The sequence below is a fragment of the Pantoea sp. JGM49 genome (genome assembly GCF_018257655.1).
Lineage (GTDB): Bacteria > Pseudomonadota > Gammaproteobacteria > Enterobacterales > Enterobacteriaceae > Pantoea > Pantoea communis.
Window position 1 is genome coordinate 60,507 of record NZ_JAERJM010000012.1, and the last position, 18,431, is coordinate 78,937.

Annotated in this window: 15 protein-coding genes; 5 read left to right on the forward strand and 10 right to left on the reverse strand. The window is 55.6% G+C overall.

The window, feature by feature from the left end; translation table 11 throughout:
* Positions 1 to 25 precede the first annotated feature (25 nt).
* Positions 26 to 2,755 (forward strand): two-component sensor histidine kinase BarA, encoded by a 2,730-nt coding sequence (barA, locus tag JK231_RS19315; RefSeq protein ID WP_160833105.1) that lies wholly within the window; start codon positions 26 to 28, stop codon positions 2,753 to 2,755.
* A 195-nt stretch (positions 2,756 to 2,950) separates the two neighbouring features.
* On the opposite strand, the gene JK231_RS19320 is transcribed toward barA, so the two are convergent.
* The 6 genes from JK231_RS19320 to JK231_RS19345 all read right to left on the reverse strand — a co-directional run bounded on the left by JK231_RS19320 (position 2,951) and on the right by JK231_RS19345 (position 9,944).
* Positions 2,951 to 4,090 (reverse strand): glycerate kinase, encoded by a 1,140-nt coding sequence (locus JK231_RS19320; protein ID WP_211729267.1) that lies wholly within the window; start codon positions 4,088 to 4,090, stop codon positions 2,951 to 2,953.
* An 85-nt stretch (positions 4,091 to 4,175) separates the two neighbouring features.
* A complete protein-coding gene (gene garR / locus JK231_RS19325) occupies positions 4,176 to 5,060 on the reverse strand; it encodes a 2-hydroxy-3-oxopropionate reductase (RefSeq protein ID WP_034823058.1) in 885 nt (294 codons plus the stop codon).
* A gap of 19 nt (positions 5,061 to 5,079) precedes the next feature.
* Entirely contained in the window at positions 5,080 to 5,847 is a 768-nt protein-coding gene (gene garL / locus JK231_RS19330) for a 2-dehydro-3-deoxyglucarate aldolase (RefSeq protein ID WP_097117971.1), read from the reverse strand.
* Positions 5,848 to 5,899: 52 nt separating this feature from the next.
* The gene (gene gudD / locus JK231_RS19335) at positions 5,900 to 7,231 is read right to left on the reverse strand and encodes a glucarate dehydratase (RefSeq protein WP_058961510.1); all 1,332 of its coding nucleotides are present in this window, start codon (positions 7,229 to 7,231) and stop codon (positions 5,900 to 5,902) included.
* 10 nt (positions 7,232 to 7,241) lie between these two features.
* Complete coding sequence (locus JK231_RS19340) at positions 7,242 to 8,588, reverse strand: enolase C-terminal domain-like protein (RefSeq protein ID WP_097117973.1); 1,347 nt, start codon at positions 8,586 to 8,588, stop codon at positions 7,242 to 7,244.
* A gap of 9 nt (positions 8,589 to 8,597) precedes the next feature.
* Complete coding sequence (locus JK231_RS19345; protein WP_058961512.1) at positions 8,598 to 9,944, reverse strand: MFS transporter; 1,347 nt, start codon at positions 9,942 to 9,944, stop codon at positions 8,598 to 8,600.
* Between the two features lie 506 nt (positions 9,945 to 10,450).
* Between JK231_RS19345 and garD the strand changes: the two genes are divergently transcribed.
* Positions 10,451 to 12,010 carry a galactarate dehydratase gene (gene garD / locus JK231_RS19350; protein ID WP_211729268.1) on the forward strand — a complete coding sequence of 520 codons (1,560 nt, stop codon included), beginning with the start codon at positions 10,451 to 10,453 and terminating at the stop codon, positions 12,008 to 12,010.
* 118 nt (positions 12,011 to 12,128) lie between these two features.
* On the opposite strand, the gene JK231_RS19355 is transcribed toward garD, so the two are convergent.
* From JK231_RS19355 to syd, 4 genes are all read right to left on the reverse strand, one after another.
* On the reverse strand, positions 12,129 to 12,575 hold the full coding sequence (locus JK231_RS19355; protein ID WP_034823070.1) for a flavodoxin: 447 nt from the start codon (positions 12,573 to 12,575) through the stop codon (positions 12,129 to 12,131).
* Between the two features lie 12 nt (positions 12,576 to 12,587).
* On the reverse strand, positions 12,588 to 13,367 hold the full coding sequence (gene truC, locus JK231_RS19360) for a tRNA pseudouridine(65) synthase TruC (protein WP_211729269.1): 780 nt from the start codon (positions 13,365 to 13,367) through the stop codon (positions 12,588 to 12,590).
* Positions 13,367 to 13,693: a YqcC family protein gene (locus tag JK231_RS19365; RefSeq protein WP_097117977.1), complete on the reverse strand. Its 327-nt coding sequence runs from the start codon at positions 13,691 to 13,693 to the stop codon at positions 13,367 to 13,369. The genes truC and JK231_RS19365 overlap by 1 nt, the downstream gene beginning before the upstream one ends.
* 589 nt (positions 13,694 to 14,282) lie before the next feature.
* Positions 14,283 to 14,831, reverse strand: a complete 549-nt coding sequence (syd, locus tag JK231_RS19370; protein WP_211729270.1) for a SecY-interacting protein — start codon at positions 14,829 to 14,831, stop codon at positions 14,283 to 14,285.
* 62 nt (positions 14,832 to 14,893) lie between these two features.
* Here syd and queF point away from each other — a divergent pair, with 62 nt between their 5' ends.
* The 3 genes from queF (at position 14,894) to xni (ending at position 18,075) form a co-directional block, all read left to right on the forward strand.
* Positions 14,894 to 15,739 carry an NADPH-dependent 7-cyano-7-deazaguanine reductase QueF gene (queF, locus tag JK231_RS19375; protein WP_097117979.1) on the forward strand — a complete coding sequence of 282 codons (846 nt, stop codon included), beginning with the start codon at positions 14,894 to 14,896 and terminating at the stop codon, positions 15,737 to 15,739.
* Between the two features lie 186 nt (positions 15,740 to 15,925).
* The gene (gene ppnN / locus JK231_RS19380; RefSeq protein WP_034823077.1) at positions 15,926 to 17,281 is read left to right on the forward strand and encodes a nucleotide 5'-monophosphate nucleosidase PpnN; all 1,356 of its coding nucleotides are present in this window, start codon (positions 15,926 to 15,928) and stop codon (positions 17,279 to 17,281) included.
* 38 nt (positions 17,282 to 17,319) lie between these two features.
* A complete protein-coding gene (xni, locus tag JK231_RS19385; protein ID WP_058961520.1) occupies positions 17,320 to 18,075 on the forward strand; it encodes a flap endonuclease Xni in 756 nt (251 codons plus the stop codon).
* Positions 18,076 to 18,431: the final 356 nt, after the last annotated feature.

Here is an 18,431-nt window from a genome sequence, read left to right on the forward strand (position 1 = left end):
TGCCAGGAGTTGCCAGGCCACAATTATGACCAAATATAGCCTGCGGGCGCGAATGATGATTTTGATACTGGCGCCAACGTTAATGATTGGTCTGCTGCTCAGTACCTTCTTCGTGGTGCACCGTTATAACGAATTACAACATCAGGTGCGCGATGCCGGATCGAACATTATCGAACCGCTGGCAGTCTCCAGCGAATACGGCATGACCTGGCACAATCGTGATGCGATTCGCGAGCTGGTCAGCCTGCTGCATCGTCGTCATTCCGATATTGTCCGTGCCATTACCGTTTTCGACAACAACAATCACATCTACGTCACTTCGAACAACAACCAAAATCTGGCGTTGTTGCAGAAAGAAGACATCTCGACGCTGGAAGATGGTGTCTCCGTCGAGCGCCACGGCAATTTGATGGTGCTGCGAACCCCGATTATCTCCGAACGCTATTCCGTAGACGAACTGCCCGGAGAAGATGCCAAACCGGCGGGTAATCCGTTGGGGTATGTGGCTATTGAACTCGATCTGCAATCGGTGCGGCTGGAGCAGTACAAAGAGGTGTTTGTGGCCACTTTGCTCTTACTGTTTTGTTTGTGCATCGCCATGCTGTTTGCCTATCGTCTGATGCGCGACGTCACCGGGCCAATTCGTAACATGGTTTCCACCGTGGACCGCATTCGTCGCGGCCAACTCGACAGCCGCGTTGATGGCTACATGCTGGGCGAACTGAGCATCCTGAAAAACGGCATCAATGCCATGGCGATGTCGCTCACCGCTTATCACGAAGAGATGCAGCAGAATATCGATCAGGCCACCTACGATCTGCGTGAAACCCTGGAGCAGCTAGAGATTCAAAACGTCGAGCTGGATTTGGCGAAGAAGCGCGCGCAGGAAGCGGCGCGTATTAAATCAGAATTTCTCGCCAATATGTCGCATGAGTTACGAACACCGCTCAACGGAGTGATTGGCTTTACCCGTCAGATGCTGAAAACCGGACTGAGCACCAACCAACGCGATTATATGAGCACCATTGAACGCTCGGCCAATAACCTGCTGAGCATCATCAACGATGTGCTGGATTTCTCAAAGCTCGAAGCCGGCAAACTGGTGCTGGAATCGATCCCCTTCCCGCTACGCGCCACGCTGGATGAAACGCTGGTGCTGCTGGCACCTTCGGCACATGACAAAGGACTCGAGATCACCGTTTGTCTGGAAAAACAGGTGCCGGATAATGTGATTGGCGACCCGCTACGTTTACAGCAGATCATGATTAACCTGATTGGTAATGCCATTAAGTTTACTGAGCAGGGGCACATCGATTTGCGTGTTGAGCTGCGTAGCCTGAGCACCACGCGCGTTGAACTGGAAATTCAGGTACACGACACCGGCATTGGCATTTCTGAGCAGCAACAGTCACAGCTGTTCCAGGCGTTTCGTCAGGCCGATGCGAGTATTTCCCGCCGCCACGGCGGCACTGGTTTGGGTCTGGTGATCACGCAAAAACTGGTGTCGGAGATGGGCGGAGAGATCGCGTTCCACAGCCGTCAGAATCAGGGATCCACTTTCTGGGTGCACGTTCATCTCGATCTCAATCCCAACGCGCCGCCCATTCCGCGTATGCTGGAAGATCTGCGCGCCATCCCGTTAGCCTATATCGAACCCCATGCGGCGGTGGCGAAAGCGGTGCAGGAGATGCTTAGCATCACGCCGCTGCAGGTTCAGCATTTCACTTCACTGGAAGCGCTGCCGGATACCCGCTTCCCGCTGTTGTTGATGGGATTGCCGGTGAACGATCCTCACCCCGCCACGCTGCCGGATGCTTTAATTCAACGGCTGCGCGCCCATGCCGATTCGGTACTGCTGGCGCTGCCCAGCGAGATGATGCTGTTCGCCGACGATTTGCGCGCACGAGGCATCGCCGGCTGTATCGCCAAACCCGTCTCACTGACGCGCTTGTTGCCGATGCTGCTGGATTTGCACAGTTTGCATAACGATGCCTTACCGCACAGTACCCGCCAGCCGCTGACGGTGATGGCGGTGGATGACAATCCTGCCAATCTGAAGTTAATCGGTGCGCTGCTGGAGGAGCAGGTTCAGCACATCATTCTGTGCGACAACGCGGAACAGGCTATCCGCCAGGCGCGTTTACACAAGCTGGATGTGATTTTGATGGATATCCAGATGCCGGATATCGATGGCATTCGCGCCAGTGAAATTATCCGTAGCCTGCCGCTGCATGCCAATACCCCGATTGTCGCGGTGACCGCGCATGCGCTGGATGGCGAGCGCCAGCAGCTGATTGGCGCCGGGATGAATGATTATCTGGCGAAGCCGATAGACGAAGGCAAACTGAGCCAGCTGTTGCAGCGCTATGCCCCGAACCCCACGGCGGCACCCACACTACTGCCGGATGTTGCGCCATCGCTCGACTGGGCGCTGGCACTGCGTCAGGCCGCCAACAAACCGGATCTGGCGCGCGATCTGCTGCAGATGCTGCTGGATTTCCTGCCGGAGGTGGAAGCTCGCGTGGAGGGTTCCATGGCCAGTAACGATGTTAATGGCCTACGCGAGATCATCCATAAGCTGCACGGCAGTGCCAGCTACAGCGGCGTGCCCAGACTGAAACAGCTGTGTCAGCAGCTGGAAAAGAGCCTGCATCAGGAGAGTGATATCGAAGCGCTGGAGCCGGAATTGCTGGAGTTGAGTGATGAGATGGCGAACGTGGCGCGTGAGGCCAGGAAAGTGTTGGGCGTGGGATAACGGAACGTTTCATGCCCTCTCTTAAGCACAAGAGAGCGCTAATCGAGCATGGTTAAAGAATGACTCGTCGTCTCAATCATCGCCACCAACGGTCCCCTCGCCCGATAACGGGAGAGGGTTAGGATGAGAGGGGCGCGCCTGTAAGGCCTGCCCCACATTGTTCGCTGCCACGACATTGCGCGCGATTAGCCGCATCTATAAGGCCTGCCCCACCTTGATTGTTGCCGCCACATTGCGCGCGGTCAGTCGCACATTCTGCGCCGCATTGGCTAACGCATCCTCCAGTGAGCCAATGCTAAACAACACGCTGAATACCGCATCCAGCCCGTGCTGATGCACCACGCCAACATCTGCGGTTAAACTGCCCGCAATGCCAATCACCGGTTTGTTAAACTGCTTTGCCACCTTCGCCACACCAATCGGCACTTTGCCGTTAATGGTCTGGCTATCAATACGCCCTTCGCCGGTAATCACCAGATCGGCATCCTGCACCTGATCCGCTAACGCAAGGGCTTCCGTGACGATCTCAATACCGCGACGTAGCTCGGCCTGGCAAAACGCATGCAGTGCCGCGCCCATGCCCCCCGCCGCACCGCCGCCCGCAATGTGCAGCACATCAATGTCTAAATCGCGATGGATAATCTCAGCGTAATGCGCCAGCGCTTTATCCAGCTGCTGCACCAGTTCCGGCGTGGCCCCTTTTTGAGGACCAAAAATCGCCGAAGCCCCCTCTTCACCGGTCAGGGGATTAGTGACATCGCAGGCCACTTCAATGCGGCACTGCTGAATACGTTTATCCAGCTGATCGATTTCAATCCGCGCCAGCTGCGGCAGTGCGCCGCCGCCAAAGGCAATCTCATTGCCCTGCTGGTCCAGCAAGCGAGCGCCCAGCGCCTGCATCATGCCGGATCCCCCATCGTTGGTGGCGCTGCCGCCAATGCCAATAATGATGTGGTCAACACCGCGATCGAGCGCGTTTTTAATCAGCTCGCCAGTGCCATAAGAGTTGGTGATCAACGGGTCACGCTGCGCGGCCGGCACCAATTCCAGGCCGCTGGCTGCCGCCATTTCAATAAAGGCGCTGCGCTCATCACCCGATAATCCATAAAATGCCTCAACCGGCGCGCCGAGCGGTCCGGTCACCGTTAATCTGACAATACTTCCATGCGTCGCCGCCACCATGGCTTCTACCGTGCCTTCGCCACCGTCGGCGACCGGTATTTTCACGTATTCGGCGTCGGGAAAAATTTCGCTAAATCCCGCTTCAATCGCCGCAGCCACTTCCAGGGCGGACAAACTCTCTTTATATGAATCCGGTGCGATGACAATTTTCATAGGCAATCCGAGCGCGATGGATGACGGAGTTCCGTCCTGCTAATGCAGTAAGCTGTCCGGCATCCGCAAACACCGGACAGGCAAACTACCGGGTGATCTCGACCTGAGCTAATTTTTCATAATAGCAAGCCAGCGCACTATGGTCAGATGTGCCCTTGCCGTCGACTTTCAGCGCTTGCATCATTTCCATCACCGCAGCCGTCAGCGGCAGATGCGCGCCAATGCCGTGTGAAGTGTCCAGCGCATTCGCTAAATCCTTGATGTGCAGATCGATGCGGAAGCCTGGCTTGAAGTTACGATCGAGCACCATCGGCGCTTTGGCATCGAGTACCGTGCTGCCTGCCAGCCCACCACGAATCGCCTGATAAACCAGTTCTGGGTTCACACCGGCTTTGGTTGCCAGCGACAGCGCTTCGGACATCGCCGCGATGTTCAGCGCCACAATCACCTGGTTTGCCAACTTAGTGACGTTACCTGCACCGATATCGCCGGTGTGCACCACCGAACCGGCCATGGCTTTCATGATGTCATAGCACTGGTCGAATACCGCTTTATCGCCGCCAACCATCACAGACAGCGTGCCCTCAATCGCTTTTGGCTCGCCGCCGCTGACCGGCGCATCCAGCATCTTGATGCCTTTTTCTGCCAGCGCATCGTGCACTTCACGGCTGGCCAGCGGCGCAATCGAACTCATGTCGATCACAATCAGTCCTGGCTTCGCACCTTCGATAATCCCGTTGGCGCCGAGGCAAACCTCTTTCACCTGCGGTGAGTTCGGCACCATGGTGATCACCACATCAACCTGTTCGGCGACCTCTTTTGGCGTTTTCGCCACGGTAGCGCCCAGCTCCACCAGCTCGGCTTCATTGCTGACGTTGTGGTCACGTACCACCAGTGAATAACCGGCTTTCACCAGGTTTTTACTCATCGGTTTGCCCATAATACCGAGGCCGATAAATCCAATTTTCATTGCCTTTCCTCTTCGTCAGTTATTTCTTAAATTTGTCACACAGCGCCTGCGTGGCGTTGCGGAAAACACCGAGATCGCTGCCCACGGCAACGAATGTGGCGCCCCATTCGAGATAACGGCGCGCGTCGGCTTCCACCGGCGCCAGAATGCCGCTTGGCTTGCCCGCCGCTTTGGCACGTTCAAAGATGTGTTTGATTACTTTCAGCACTTCAGGATGTGCAGGCTGACCGAGATAGCCCATCGCCGCCGAGAGATCGCCCGGTCCGACAAAAATGCCATCCACGCCGTCAACGGCAGCAATCGCATCGATGTTATCCACCGCCTGCTGCGTTTCGATCTGCACCAGCACTGTGATGTTGTCATTGATGGTGGCGTTGTAATCCGGCAGCGTGCCGTACATATTGCTGCGATGCGAAACCGACACGCCGCGAATGCCCGCTGGCGGATAACGCGTTGACGCCACGGCGCGAATCGCCTCTTCCTCGGTCTCCACAAACGGCACCAGGAAGTTGTAGAAACCGATATCCAGCAGGCGTTTGATGATGATGGGTTCGTTGCACGGCGGACGCACCACCGGCGCACTGTGGCTGCCCTTCAGCGCCATCAACTGCGGGATAAAGGTGGTGATGTCGTTGGGCGCGTGTTCGCCATCCAGCACCAGCCAGTCAAAACCCGCCAGACCCAGAACTTCGGTGGAAATCGGGCTGGCAAGTGCGCACCAGCTACCAATCAGGGTTTCCCCTGCCTGCAAACGGCGACGAAAGTGGTTCGGCCAGGCATTGCTCATTGTCTTTACTCCTGTCTGTTACAACAGGCGCCCGCACGGGGCGCCGGAAACATTAGCGCACCAGGCACGGACGCTTGTTATCGAAGGTCCAGTTCGGCACGAGGTACTGCATCGCCTGCGCATCGTCGCGCGCGCCCAAACCGTGTTTCTGATACAGCGCATTGGCCTGCATGACCTGATCCATATCCAGCTCGACACCAAGACCCGGTTTTTGCGGTACCTGTACCATGCCGCCCTTGATCTGGAACGGCTCTTTGGTCAGGCGCTGATTGCCCTCCTGCCAGATCCAGTGAGTATCGATGGCGGTAATCGCGCCCGGCGCGGCAGCGGCCACGTGGGTGAACATCGCCAGCGAAATATCGAAGTGGTTGTTAGAGTGCGAACCCCAGGTCAGGCCGAAGTCATGACACATCTGCGCCACGCGCACTGAACCTTGCATGGTCCAGAAGTGTGGATCCGCCAGCGGGATATCCACCGATTGCAGCGACAGCGTGTGGCCCATTTGGCGCCAGTCGGTGGCGATCATGTTGGTGGCGGTCGGCAAACCGGTTGCGCGACGGAATTCCGCCATCACTTCGCGGCCAGAGTAGCCCTGCTCGGCCCCGCATGGATCTTCTGCGTAGGCCAGCACGCCTTTGAGTTGTTTACCGAGCAGAATCGCCTCGTTCAACGACCAGGCACCGTTGGGATCGAGAGTGACGCGCGCCTGCGGGAAGCGTTTCGCCAGTGCCGTGACCGCTTCGGCCTCTTCGCCACCGCGCAGCACGCCGCCTTTCAGTTTGAAATCGTTGAAGCCATATTTTTCATAGGCAGCTTCCGCCAGTCGCACCACGGTATCCGGCGTCAGTGCCTCTTCATGACGCAGGCGATACCAGTCGCACTTGTCTGTTTCCTGGCTCTGATAAGGCAGCGAGGTTTTCTTGCGGTCACCGACGTAGAACAGGTAACCCAGCATCTCCACGCGGTCACGCTGTTGGCCATCGCCGAGCAGCGAGGCAACGTTGACGCCCAGGTGCTGACCGAGCAGATCCAGCAGCGCCGCTTCAATGCCAGTCACCACATGGATGGTGGTACGCAGGTCGAAGGTCTGATTGCCGCGTCCGCTGGAATCGCGGTCGGCAAAAGTACTGCGAACCAGGTTAAGGATGTTTTTGTACTCACCCACGGTCTTCTGCACCACCAGCGCCGCCGCATCTTCCAGCGTCTGACGAATTTTCTCACCGCCGGGAATTTCACCCACGCCGGTGTGGCCCGCGTTATCCTTGATAATGACGATGTTACGGGTGAAGAACGGTGAATGGGCGCCGCTCAGATTCAGCAACATGCTGTCGTGACCGGCCACCGGAATGACCTGCAGCGATGTGATTTTTGGTGTCTGACTCATTTCCTGCTCCTTATGCATGACGGCGACCGAAGGCCGGACGCTTACGGTCGAATGACCAACCGGGAACCAGATACTGCATCGCCGTGGCGTCGTTACGCGCACCTGCCGGCAGAGATTTGTAGAGGGCATTGGCTTGATGCAGACGATCCCAATCCAACTCGACGCCGAGGCCGGGCTTATCCGGTACGGCAATCTTGCCGTTGCGGATTTGCAGCGGCTCTTTGGTGAGGCGCTGATCGCCTTCCTGCCAAATCCAGTGGGTATCGATAGCCGTCGGTTTGCCCGGTGCGGCAGCGCCAACGTGGGTAAACATCGCCAGCGAAATATCGAAGTGGTTGTTAGAGTGGCAACCCCAGGTTAAGCCCCAGTCGTCGCACAGTTGCGCCACGCGCACCGCACCGCTCAGCGTCCAGAAGTGCGGATCGGCCAGCGGGATATCGACTGAGTTGAGCATCACCGCGTGATTCATCTCGCGCCAGTTGGTGGCAATCATATTGGTGGCGACCGGCAAGCCGGTGGCACGGCGGAACTCCGCCATCACTTCGCGGCCGGAATAGCCCTGTTCGGCCCCGCACGGATCTTCAGCATAGGTCAGCACCTCGCCCATGCCTTTGCACAGACGGATGGCTTCATCAAGCGTCCAGGCACCATTGGGATCGACGGTGATACGCGCATCCGGGAAACGCTTTTTCAGCGCGGCCGCGGATTCCATCTCCTGCTCGCCCGGCAATACGCCGCCTTTCAATTTGAAATCTTTGAAACCGTATTTGTCCTGTGCCGCTTCCGCCAGGCGCACCACCGCATCTGGCGTCAGTGCTTCCTGATGACGCAGGTGATACCAGTCATGGCTGGCACCTTCGCCCGTCAGATACGGTAAATCGGTTTTGCGACGATCGCCGAGATAGAACAGATAACCGAGCACGGTGACTTCATCGCGCTGTTGTCCCGGACCGAGCAACTCGGCTACCGGTACGCCCAGACATTGACCCAGCAAATCCAGCAGTGCCGCTTCCAGCGCCGCCACCGCATTGACACGCAGTTCGAAGGTCCAGGCCCCTTTACCGAAGGTATCGAAATCCGCTGACTGATTACCTTTGTGCACCTGCTGCACCAGGCGGTTCATGCGCGCCACCTGCTGGCCTTTGACCTGTGGAATCGCCTCCACCAGCGTTTGACAGATCGTTTCGCCACCCGGCGCTTCACCGACGCCGGTATGACCATCACTGTCGGTCAGTACCACAATGTTGCGGGTGAAGCAGGCGCTGTGCGCTCCACCAATGTTCAGCAACATGCTGTCGTAACCGGCAACCGGAATCACCTGCATATCGGTGATCACCGGGCTACTTTGCGTATTCATAGTTCGTCCTTATGCTCGGTGTTTCAGTTCAATACGTTTGATATCACCCGTGATGAACAGGAAGCTAAACGCAGCGACGAAGGCGTGGATCCCGACATAAATCAGCGCTCCTTCGAAAGAGCCAGAAGCGGCGATGATGTAACCGATAGCAATCGGCGTCACGATGCCGGAGAAGTTGCCGAACATGTTGAACAAGCCACCGCTCAATCCACTGATCTCTTTCGGTGCGGTATCCGCCATCACTGCCCAGCCCAGCGCACCAATACCTTTGCCGAAGAACGCCAGCGCCATAAACAGCACCACTACCCACTCAGTTTCGGTGTAGTTACACATCACCATGCTGATAGAGAGCAGCATGCCAACCACGATGGGGGTCTTACGTGCAACGTTCAGCGAACCAGTTTTGCGCATCAGGTAATCGGAAATCACGCCACCTAACACACCACCGAGGAAGCCACAGATGGCCGGAATCGAGGCGATCATGCCCGCTTTAAGAATCGACATGCCGCGCGCCTGCACCAGATACACCGGGAACCAGGTAATAAAGAAGTAGGTCAGCGCGTTAACGCAATATTGTCCGAGATAGATACCCCACATCATGCGGGTCGAAAGCAGCTGTTTGATTTGATACCACTTCTCATCCCAGCTCACTTTGCGGTCGGCTTTTTTGGCATCCATGTTGATCAACGCGCCGCCCTGCTCCATGTACTCCAGCTCAGCTTTGTTCACACCCGGATGGTTGTTCGGATCGTGCATGAACTTGAGCCAGACGAAGCTGAGGATGATGCCCAGTCCGCCCATGAACCAGAACACGTGCGCCCAGCCCACTTCGGCCACCAGCCAGCCCATAATCGGGGCGAAGATCACCGTGGCGAAATACTGCGCCGAGTTGAAAATGGCGACGGCGGTGCCGCGCTCCTGTGCCGGGAACCAGGCCGCAACAATACGGCTGTTACCCGGGAAGGAAGGCGCTTCTGCCAGGCCGACCATAAAGCGCAACAGAAACAGTGAAACGACGATGCCGAAGCCGCTGAACAGATCGACAAAGCCCTGCAGCAAGGTAAACAGCGACCAGAGGAAAATACTCCAGAAGTAAACGCGTTTTGAGCCAAAGCGGTCAAGCAGCCAGCCGCCAGGTATTTGTCCAATAACGTAAGCCCATGAGAAGGCGGAGAAGATATATCCCAGACCGACCGAATCAAGGCCGATATCTTTAGACATCGCGGAACCGGCAATCGAGATGGTTGCACGGTCACCGTAGTTGAATGATGTGACGATAAATAACATCACCACAATCCAGTAACGGGCGTTGGTGCGTTTTTGCACCGCTTCCGCTGTCTGGCTGAAACTATTCATGATGCACTCCTGAAATATAGCGAACGCTACATTCACTCTGACTGCATACACATCGCGTTGGGTATCAGAATGATGTCGGGTTAAACACGGCGATTGTTGTTATGGCAAAACGATGATGCGTCGTGACGAATAACCAAACGTTGAAGAACGATAATCAGTATAGGAACAGCCCAACCACGAGGCATTGGAAGAACGCATGATGATGAACATTGATTCATGCTGATTTTATGGCAATTGCACATATCCCTGCGGCTTAGCTCACGGAACCTGATTTTTCACCCATAGATTGATTAAGAAGCAGCCAGCCAACGTGCGCTTTGTGAGTCTGTTCACTTGTATTTGGATAAACGAACCAAACTCAGGTAATAAAACCCCAAAAAGCCAGTCAGTTGCACAATGCGCAGGCCAATACCCCTGCATATACTGAGGCTGGCAAAAAATGATGACGTGACGGAAGCATTTACAACGCGCTGCCATGTACAGCGCGACGAACTGGAAGGTGAGCAATGAACCGACCGCTAACAGAGAAACCGCTTTATATAAAAGTACACGACGCCGACAACGTGGCGATCGTGGTGAATAATCAGGGTTTGCCTGCGGGTACCCGCTTTGAGGATGGCCTGCAGCTCACCGAACACGTGCCGCAAGGACATAAAGTGGCGCTGGTGGACATTCCTCAAAACGGCGTCATCCTGCGCTACGGCGAAGTGATTGGCACCGCCTTGCGCCCGATTGCGCAAGGGAGCTGGATTGAAGAATCGCTGGTGGCGCTACCCGAAGCGCCTCCGCTCAACAGTTTGCCACTGGCGAACAATGTGCCCCCCACTCTGCCACCGCTCGAAGGATACACCTTTGAGGGTTATCGCAACGCCGATGGCAGCGTAGGAACACGCAATCTGCTCGGTATCACCACCAGCGTGCACTGTGTCGCTGGCGTCGTGGATTACGTGGTGCAAATGATCGAGCGCGATCTGCTGCCACGCTATCCCAACGTTGATGGTGTAGTAGCACTGAATCATCTTTATGGCTGTGGTGTGGCGATCAATGCGCCCGCTGCGGTGGTGCCGATCCGCACTATCCATAACCTCGCGCTCAACCCCAATTTTGGGGGCGAAGTGATGATTGTCAGTCTCGGCTGCGAGAAATTACAGCCGGAGCGTCTGCTGACCGGCACGCCGGATGTGCAGGCCATCTCGCTGGATGATCATGACATTGTGCGTTTGCAGGATGAACGGCATGTTGGTTTCGGCGCGATGGTGGATGAGATCCTTCAGGTCGCCGAACGCCATCTGAAAAAACTGAATTTGCGCCAGCGCGAGACCTGCCCGGCATCAGAACTGGTGATTGGCACGCAGTGCGGCGGCAGCGATGCATTTTCCGGCGTGACGGCCAATCCGGCAGTCGGCTTTGCTTCTGATTTGCTGGTGCGCTGCGGCGCCACCGTGATGTTCTCCGAGGTCACCGAAGTACGCGATGCAATACATCTGCTGACGCCGCGCGTGGTCGATGAAAATGTGGGTAAACGCCTACTGGAAGAGATGGCGTGGTATGACGATTATCTTAGCCAGGGCCAAACCGACCGCAGCGCCAATCCCTCGCCGGGTAATAAGAAAGGCGGGCTGGCGAACGTGGTGGAGAAAGCGCTGGGATCGATTGCCAAATCAGGACGCAGTCCGATTGTAGAAGTGCTGTCACCAGGGCAGCGCCCAACAAAGCGCGGTTTGATCTATGCAGCGACACCGGCCAGTGATTTTGTCTGCGGCACCCAACAGATGGCCTCGGGCATTACCTTGCAGGTGTTCACCACCGGTCGTGGCACGCCCTACGGTTTGGCTGCGATACCGGTGATTAAGATGGCGACGCGTAATGCGCTGGCGGAGCGCTGGCACGATTTGATGGATATCAATGCGGGCACCATTGCGACAGGTGAAGAGAGTATTGAGCAGGTGGGCTGGCGGTTGTTTGAGTTGATACTGGAGATTGCCAGTGGTCGCAAACAAACCTGGTCCGATCGCTGGGGCATTCGCAATCAGCTGGCGGTGTTTAATCCGGCTCCGGTGACCTGAGTGCGATCTCACCCTCTCCCAACAAGGGAGAGGATGCAATCTGGCGCGCCTGAAACATCATCATCTTATTTTCAGGCCGTTCAGATTGCCGCTTGCCAAAGACGAAGCGAAGGCAGAATTACAGCAGCTTACCCCAGCTCTCAACCCAAGGCGTGGTCACTGACTCAGGCTCAGGATCTTCAGTGGCATCCACCAGCAGCACATCACCGATGCGTTTGGCACTTTGCTCCTGCAAGGTGGCATCAAAAGTTTTACCCGCGCCGCAGAAGTTCTCATAGCTGCTATCACCCAGTGCAATCACGCCGTAGCGAAGCTCTGGTTGATAACCCACTTCATCGCGTATCTGCACATACAAGCGGGCAATATTGTCCGGGAAGTCGCCCTGGCCGGTGGTGGAGGTGACAATCAGAATGACCTCCTTGCTGTAAGCCTGCCAATCCGCCAGTGACGCATCCTCAAAAACTTTCACTTCGTGGCCCTGCGCTTCCAGTACCGGCTGCGCTTCTTCCGCCACCAGCAATGCATTGCCGTAAACCGTACCTGTAAAAATGCCAATCTTTGCCATCTTGCCGCTCCTTTATTCTGTTGGCTTATCCTGGACTGCCTCGTCGGCAAACTCAACCCTGGGAACCTCAGGGATCTGATGCTGCCAGCCAAAATGTTCCAGCATGCCTTGCCAGACGCGATCGAGCCCGGCGCGAATCACCAGAGGTTCTCCGGTGACCGGATGCGTCAGACTCAGCGCACTGGCATGCAGCATCAATCGATTCATACCAAAGTGCTCTGCTGCCCCCCGATTCTGCCGCAAATCACCATGGGCGCTATCGCCAATAATCGGGTGGCGCAGATGCACCATATGGCGGCGAAGCTGATGTTTACGGCCGGTGTGCGGCGACATCTCCACCAGGGTATAACGCGCGCTGTTGTAGCGACTGATCGCCACGGGCATCTCTACCTGCGCCAGTGAGCGATAGTCGGTGACGGCAGGCTGCGCGGTACGTTCCTGAGTGGCGAACTTATCGGCAATCTTATCCAGCTCTTCGACCAACGGATAATCGAGCGTCGCGCTGCCATCCAGCCAACCGCGCACCACTGCGTGATAGGTCTTCTGCATTTTATGCTGCTCGAACTGCTGTGACAGTAGATGCGCCACTTCGCTGGAGAGCGCCATTAACAGTACGCCGGAGGTGGGGCGATCGAGGCGATGCACAGTAAATACGTGCTGACCAATTTGATCGCGTACCGTTTGCATCACCACCACTTTTTCGTCGCGATCGAGCCAGCTACGATGCACCAGCCAGCCGGACGGTTTGTTGACGGCGACCAGCCATTCATCTTGATAAAGGATTTCCAGCATTAAGGGGTCGGATCCTGAAAAAGCGCGTCGAACTGGCCCAATGTCAGCAACAGGACCGCATGGCCTGGCGTGGTCGCAGGTAACGCGACTTCATAATAAGGCGTCACAGAGAAATTTTGCGGCAGTGGCGCGCCGGCTTCGATTAGCGCATGGAAACGTGGAATGAGTACCCACTGCAGCCACTCCAGCGGCTCCATGGTATTGAGACAAAAAGGCTCGGTGCTGGCGAAGGCTGCCACCTCAGGGGATTGCGTCTGCCAGTGGCCGTGTTCGCGCATCACCGCTTCGATTTGCTGCAGCTGTTGAATAACCATTTGCGACGACATACGCCACCTCCAGAGAAAAATTGGGCGGCAAGCATACCATTAGTCGTTCAACGTGCAAAAAAGGCATAAAAAAAGGGAGCACTGTGATTACAGTGCTCCCGGTTTCGTTCGCAGCATTCCCGCCACCGCTGTGCTCCCTGCTCATCCATGACAACTCTTCCTCTGCTTTCCATTGCCTGTCATCGTGACAGTTATCCTTAGCATCCTGGCCCACCACCATCCACGTGGCTCTCATTCTCCGTCCTGGAGGTGTCCCTGACTCAATCCTGAGTGTCCTGCTTCATCCTGAAGCCTTCCATGTGCCGTAAACTCCGTTACGTTCCTGCCTCCTGGCTGACATTCTCCTGAACGTCTCTTCATCCCCAGCATCCTGCCAGTGGTGACTATTCTGTCAGAAACCATCGTAATAACAAGTTAGTAAGACGCGTTAATAGATTTCTCACACTACTAATTTTAGGAGTGATGCCATAACCTTATGATTCACAATATTTTTACATCTTTGTTTTCCGGATGGCTGCAAGATGATCTAGCGATCTCTCACACCTGATGTGAGAGATCTCTTACAAACCTAACCTGTGAAATCTGCTAATCAGGCTTTAACCGGTTGTAAATCATTAAGAAATGTCTGAATACTTGCCGCCAGCACCTGGCGCTTTTTACTACCAGGCTGTTCCAGAATCACTTCACCGGAAAGATTACACAGAGCAATCACATCCTGCTCCGATTCAGTAGTCGCAATAAATAATGTTGGACTCTGTTTTAACCGGCGCTTCATGACCAGATGGCCAATCAGATTCTCCTGCAAGCGGGTAAAGTCTGATTCGCTCCACACCTGTAACAACGTTATCGGCTGCTGTTGAAAGGCTGCGGTCATATCGCCGGCAAACTGCGAGGTGTAAAAAGCACTGATTTCCGATTGCAACTGAATATCCAGTGCCCGCTCGACGGCTTCCAGCGTGGCTGGCAAGGTGAAGGGCTGTGGTTGCCACAGCACACAATCATCCAGCGTGCTGACAATACAAGGGGATGGCACACCCAGCAGATCCGAACTGGCGGGCAGATGTCCAGCCTGCTGCTGCCAATGTTGCACATAACGGGCGGTAAACTCACGCAGGGCATCTGCGGTTTGCTGCATCATTCTTCTTCTCGCTTGTGATCGGTTACACTTAGCCACTTTGATGGAATTTAGTGGTAACCGATATGTCTTCTGAAAACCGCGATCAGGCGTTAAGCGGCCTGACGTTAGGTAAGCCCACGGCTTATGTTGATCGCTACGATAACACGCTGCTGCAATCGGTGCCGCGCAGCCTGAATCGCGAACCGCTGGGGCTCTACCCGGATAATCTGCCGTTCCAGGGCGCAGATATCTGGACGCTGTACGAACTCTCCTGGCTCAACAGCAAAGGCGTGCCGCAGGTGGCGGTAGGCGAAGTGGTACTGCGCGCGGACAGCGAAAACCTGATCGAGTCCAAGAGCTTTAAGCTCTATCTTAACAGTTTTAACCAGACGCGTTTCGCTGACTGGGGCGAAGTGCGCCAGACACTCGAGCGCGATTTGCGTGCCTGCGCCAATGGCGAGGTCAGCGTGGCGCTGTTCCGTCTGGGCGAAGTGGAAGGACAGCCGATCGGCCATTTCAATGGCGATGTCATTGACGAGCAGGATATCGAGATTCACGACTATGCTTTTAACGCCGATTATTTAGTGCAGGCTGCGGGCAGTGAAGTGGTGGAAGAAACGCTGGTGAGCCATTTGCTGAAATCCAACTGTCTGATCACCCATCAGCCCGATTGGGGCTCTGTGATGATTCGCTACAAAGGCCCACGTATCGATCGTGAAGCCCTGCTGCGTTACCTGATCTCATTCCGTCAGCACAATGAATTCCATGAACAATGCGTTGAGCGCATTTTCAACGACATTCAACGCTTTTGCCAACCAGAAGCCCTCACTGTTTATGCACGTTATACGCGCCGTGGAGGACTGGATATTAATCCGTGGCGCAGCAACGTCCCCTTCTCTCCCGGGTTTTCCCGCCTGGTCCGTCAGTAACAGATTGCGAGACGCCTCGCAGGCCGCAGCATGGATGCGCGGTTCCACTTGAGCATTCACTGCGTACAACGTTACTCTGTCAAAGGCGCTAAGGTCTAAACCTGCGCCCCGAAGGATTTTCGTCACTGCGTTCAGCAAGTTAAGCGCAGCGTCACCCGCCACGCATTTGCGTGTAAAGGAGTTCTCTTGATTACACATATCAGCCCGCTTGGCTCAATGGATCTGCTCTCCCAGTTGGAAGTCGACATGCTGAAGCAAACGGCCAGCAGCGACCTTTACCAGCTTTTTCGCAACTGCTCACTCGCAGTGCTCAACTCCGGCAGCCAGACCGACAGTAGTCAGGAACTGCTCTCCCGTTTTGAAAATTTCGACATCAACGTGCTGCGCCGTGAGCGCGGCGTCAAACTCGAACTGATTAACCCGCCGGAAGAAGCCTTTGTTGATGGCCGTATTATCCGCTCATTGCAGGCCAACCTGTTTGCCGTGTTGCGCGATATTCTGTTTGTGAATGGCCAGCTTGAGCGCAGCGATCAGAAAAACGCTGATGATTCCGCTCACATCACGAATCAGGTGTTTTCGATTCTGCGTAACGCGCGTGCGCTGCACATTGGCGAATATCCCAACACCGTGGTGTGCTGGGGTGGTCACTCGATTAACGCGGTGGAGTATCAGTATTGCCGCAATGTCGGTACGCAAATGGGCCTGCGTGAACTTAACATCTGCACTGGCTGCGGGCCAGGCGTGATGGAAGCGCCGATGAAAGGCGCCGCGGTGGGTCATGCCCAGCAGCGTTATCATGACAGCCGTTTCATTGGTCTGACCGAACCGTCGATTATCGCGGCTGAGCCACCGAATCCGCTGGTGAATGAACTGATCATCATGCCGGATATCGAAAAACGCCTTGAAGCCTTTGTGCGTATTGCCCATGGCATCGTGATTTTCCCAGGCGGCGTCGGTACGGCAGAAGAGCTGCTGTATCTGCTGGGCATTCTGATGAATCCACACAACAGCGATCAGGTTCTGCCGCTGATTCTCACCGGCCCGAAAGAGAGCGCCGACTACTTCCGCGTTCTGGATGATTTCATTGTTAATACGCTGGGTGAAACCGCGCGTAAGCACTACAAAATCATCATTGATGATGCTGCTGAAGTGGCGCGTCTGATGAAGAAAGCCATGCCGCAGGTGAAAGAGTATCGCCGCGAAACTGGCGATGCCTACAGCTTTAACTGGTCAATCCGCATCGCGCCAGAGTTGCAGGTGCCGTTTGTTCCAACACACGAAAACATGGCCAATCTGAAACTGTTCCCGAACCAGCCTGCTGAGAAACTGGCCGCTGATTTGCGTCGCGCCTTCTCAGGTATCGTGGCAGGAAACGTGAAGGAAGTGGGCATCCGCGAAATTCGTGAAAAAGGTCCGTACAAACTGCACGGCGACGCCGACATCATGCATCGCATGGATGAACTGCTGCAGGGCTTCGTCGCACAACAACGTATGAAACTGCCGGGCAGCGCCTACATCCCCTGCTACGAAATCATTAAATAACCCACCAGGAAGGCAGCCTGCGGGCTGCCGCTATCATTATGTCGTTTCATCTTCTGATTATTGATGCTCTAAACCTGATTCGCCGTTTGCATGCGGTGCAAGGCACGCCCTGCCGCGAAGCCTGCGTCGCCGCGCTGCATCAGCTTTTAGGCCACACGCAACCGACGCACGTCGTGGCGGTATTCGATAGCCACGATCGTCACCCTGGCTGGCGGCATCAGCTGCTGCCCGATTACAAAGCGGGCCGCCCACCGATGCCGGATGATTTGCAGACGGAGATGCCCGTTATCCAGCAGGCCTTCGAGGCAGTCGGCGTGCGTTGCTGGGTCGCCGATCTCGATGAAGCTGACGATCTCGCTGCCACGCTGGCGGTGAAAATGGCCGATGCCGGACATCAGGCAACTATTGTCTCCACCGACAAAGGTTATTGCCAGCTTTTAGCGCCGAATATCCGCATCCGTGATTATTTCCAGAAACGCTGGCTGGACGTGCCTTTCATCGAGCACGAGTTTGGCGTCACGCCCGCGCAATTACCCGATTACTGGGGACTGTGCGGCATTAGCAGCAGCAAAATCCCCGGCGTTACCGGCATTGGCCCCAAAAGCGCCCGCGATTTACTCACGCAGTTCGGCACCCTTGAAGCTCTTTATCAGCAGTTCGATCAGGTTCCGGAAAAGTGGCAAAAGAAATTGCGCGACCACCAGCAGATAGCTGAGATTTGCCGCCAGGTCTCAACGTTAAAACGCGATTTGGTTCTGCAGGGGAATTTAAATACGTTGCGGTATAAGCCGTGAATGGCAGGTGCAGCGCCCTCTGCCACATAAACACGCGAATCTCTTGATAGGTGATAGGTGATTGGTGATTGGTGATTGGTGATTGGTGCAAAAAATTGCACTGCGACGAACTTAACCCGAGAGATCCTGCGAAATAATTTGTGCTACAGCAAGGCGGCAAGTGCGAGAGTCCCCGGGAGCATACGCCAGTATGTGACCGGGGCGAACAAGCGCAGCCAACGCCGCTGTAGTGCAAAGTATGAAGCAGGATCGGCAAGTGCGTGAGTCCCCGGGACCATACGCCAGTATGTGACCGGGGCGAACAAGCGCAGCCAACGCCGCTGTAGTGCAAAGTATGAAGCAGGATCGGCAAGTTT

What these genes read in the sequence shown, in the direction of transcription:
- barA (WP_160833105.1), top strand. Translation starts at nt 26, where the DNA reads ATGACCAAATATAGCCTGCGGGCGCGAATGATGATTTTGATACTGGCG.
- JK231_RS19320 (WP_211729267.1), bottom strand. Translation starts at nt 4,090, where the DNA reads ATGAAAATTGTCATCGCACCGGATTCATATAAAGAGAGTTTGTCCGCC.
- garR (WP_034823058.1), bottom strand. Translation starts at nt 5,060, where the DNA reads ATGAAAATTGGATTTATCGGCCTCGGTATTATGGGCAAACCGATGAGT.
- garL (WP_097117971.1), bottom strand. Translation starts at nt 5,847, where the DNA reads ATGAGCAATGCCTGGCCGAACCACTTTCGTCGCCGTTTGCAGGCAGGG.
- gudD (WP_058961510.1), bottom strand. Translation starts at nt 7,231, where the DNA reads ATGAGTCAGACACCAAAAATCACATCGCTGCAGGTCATTCCGGTGGCC.
- JK231_RS19340 (WP_097117973.1), bottom strand. Translation starts at nt 8,588, where the DNA reads ATGAATACGCAAAGTAGCCCGGTGATCACCGATATGCAGGTGATTCCG.
- JK231_RS19345 (WP_058961512.1), bottom strand. Translation starts at nt 9,944, where the DNA reads ATGAATAGTTTCAGCCAGACAGCGGAAGCGGTGCAAAAACGCACCAAC.
- garD (WP_211729268.1), top strand. Translation starts at nt 10,451, where the DNA reads ATGAACCGACCGCTAACAGAGAAACCGCTTTATATAAAAGTACACGAC.
- JK231_RS19355 (WP_034823070.1), bottom strand. Translation starts at nt 12,575, where the DNA reads ATGGCAAAGATTGGCATTTTTACAGGTACGGTTTACGGCAATGCATTG.
- truC (WP_211729269.1), bottom strand. Translation starts at nt 13,367, where the DNA reads ATGCTGGAAATCCTTTATCAAGATGAATGGCTGGTCGCCGTCAACAAA.
- JK231_RS19365 (WP_097117977.1), bottom strand. Translation starts at nt 13,693, where the DNA reads ATGTCGTCGCAAATGGTTATTCAACAGCTGCAGCAAATCGAAGCGGTG.
- syd (WP_211729270.1), bottom strand. Translation starts at nt 14,831, where the DNA reads ATGATGCAGCAAACCGCAGATGCCCTGCGTGAGTTTACCGCCCGTTAT.
- queF (WP_097117979.1), top strand. Translation starts at nt 14,894, where the DNA reads ATGTCTTCTGAAAACCGCGATCAGGCGTTAAGCGGCCTGACGTTAGGT.
- xni (WP_058961520.1), top strand. Translation starts at nt 17,320, where the DNA reads ATGTCGTTTCATCTTCTGATTATTGATGCTCTAAACCTGATTCGCCGT.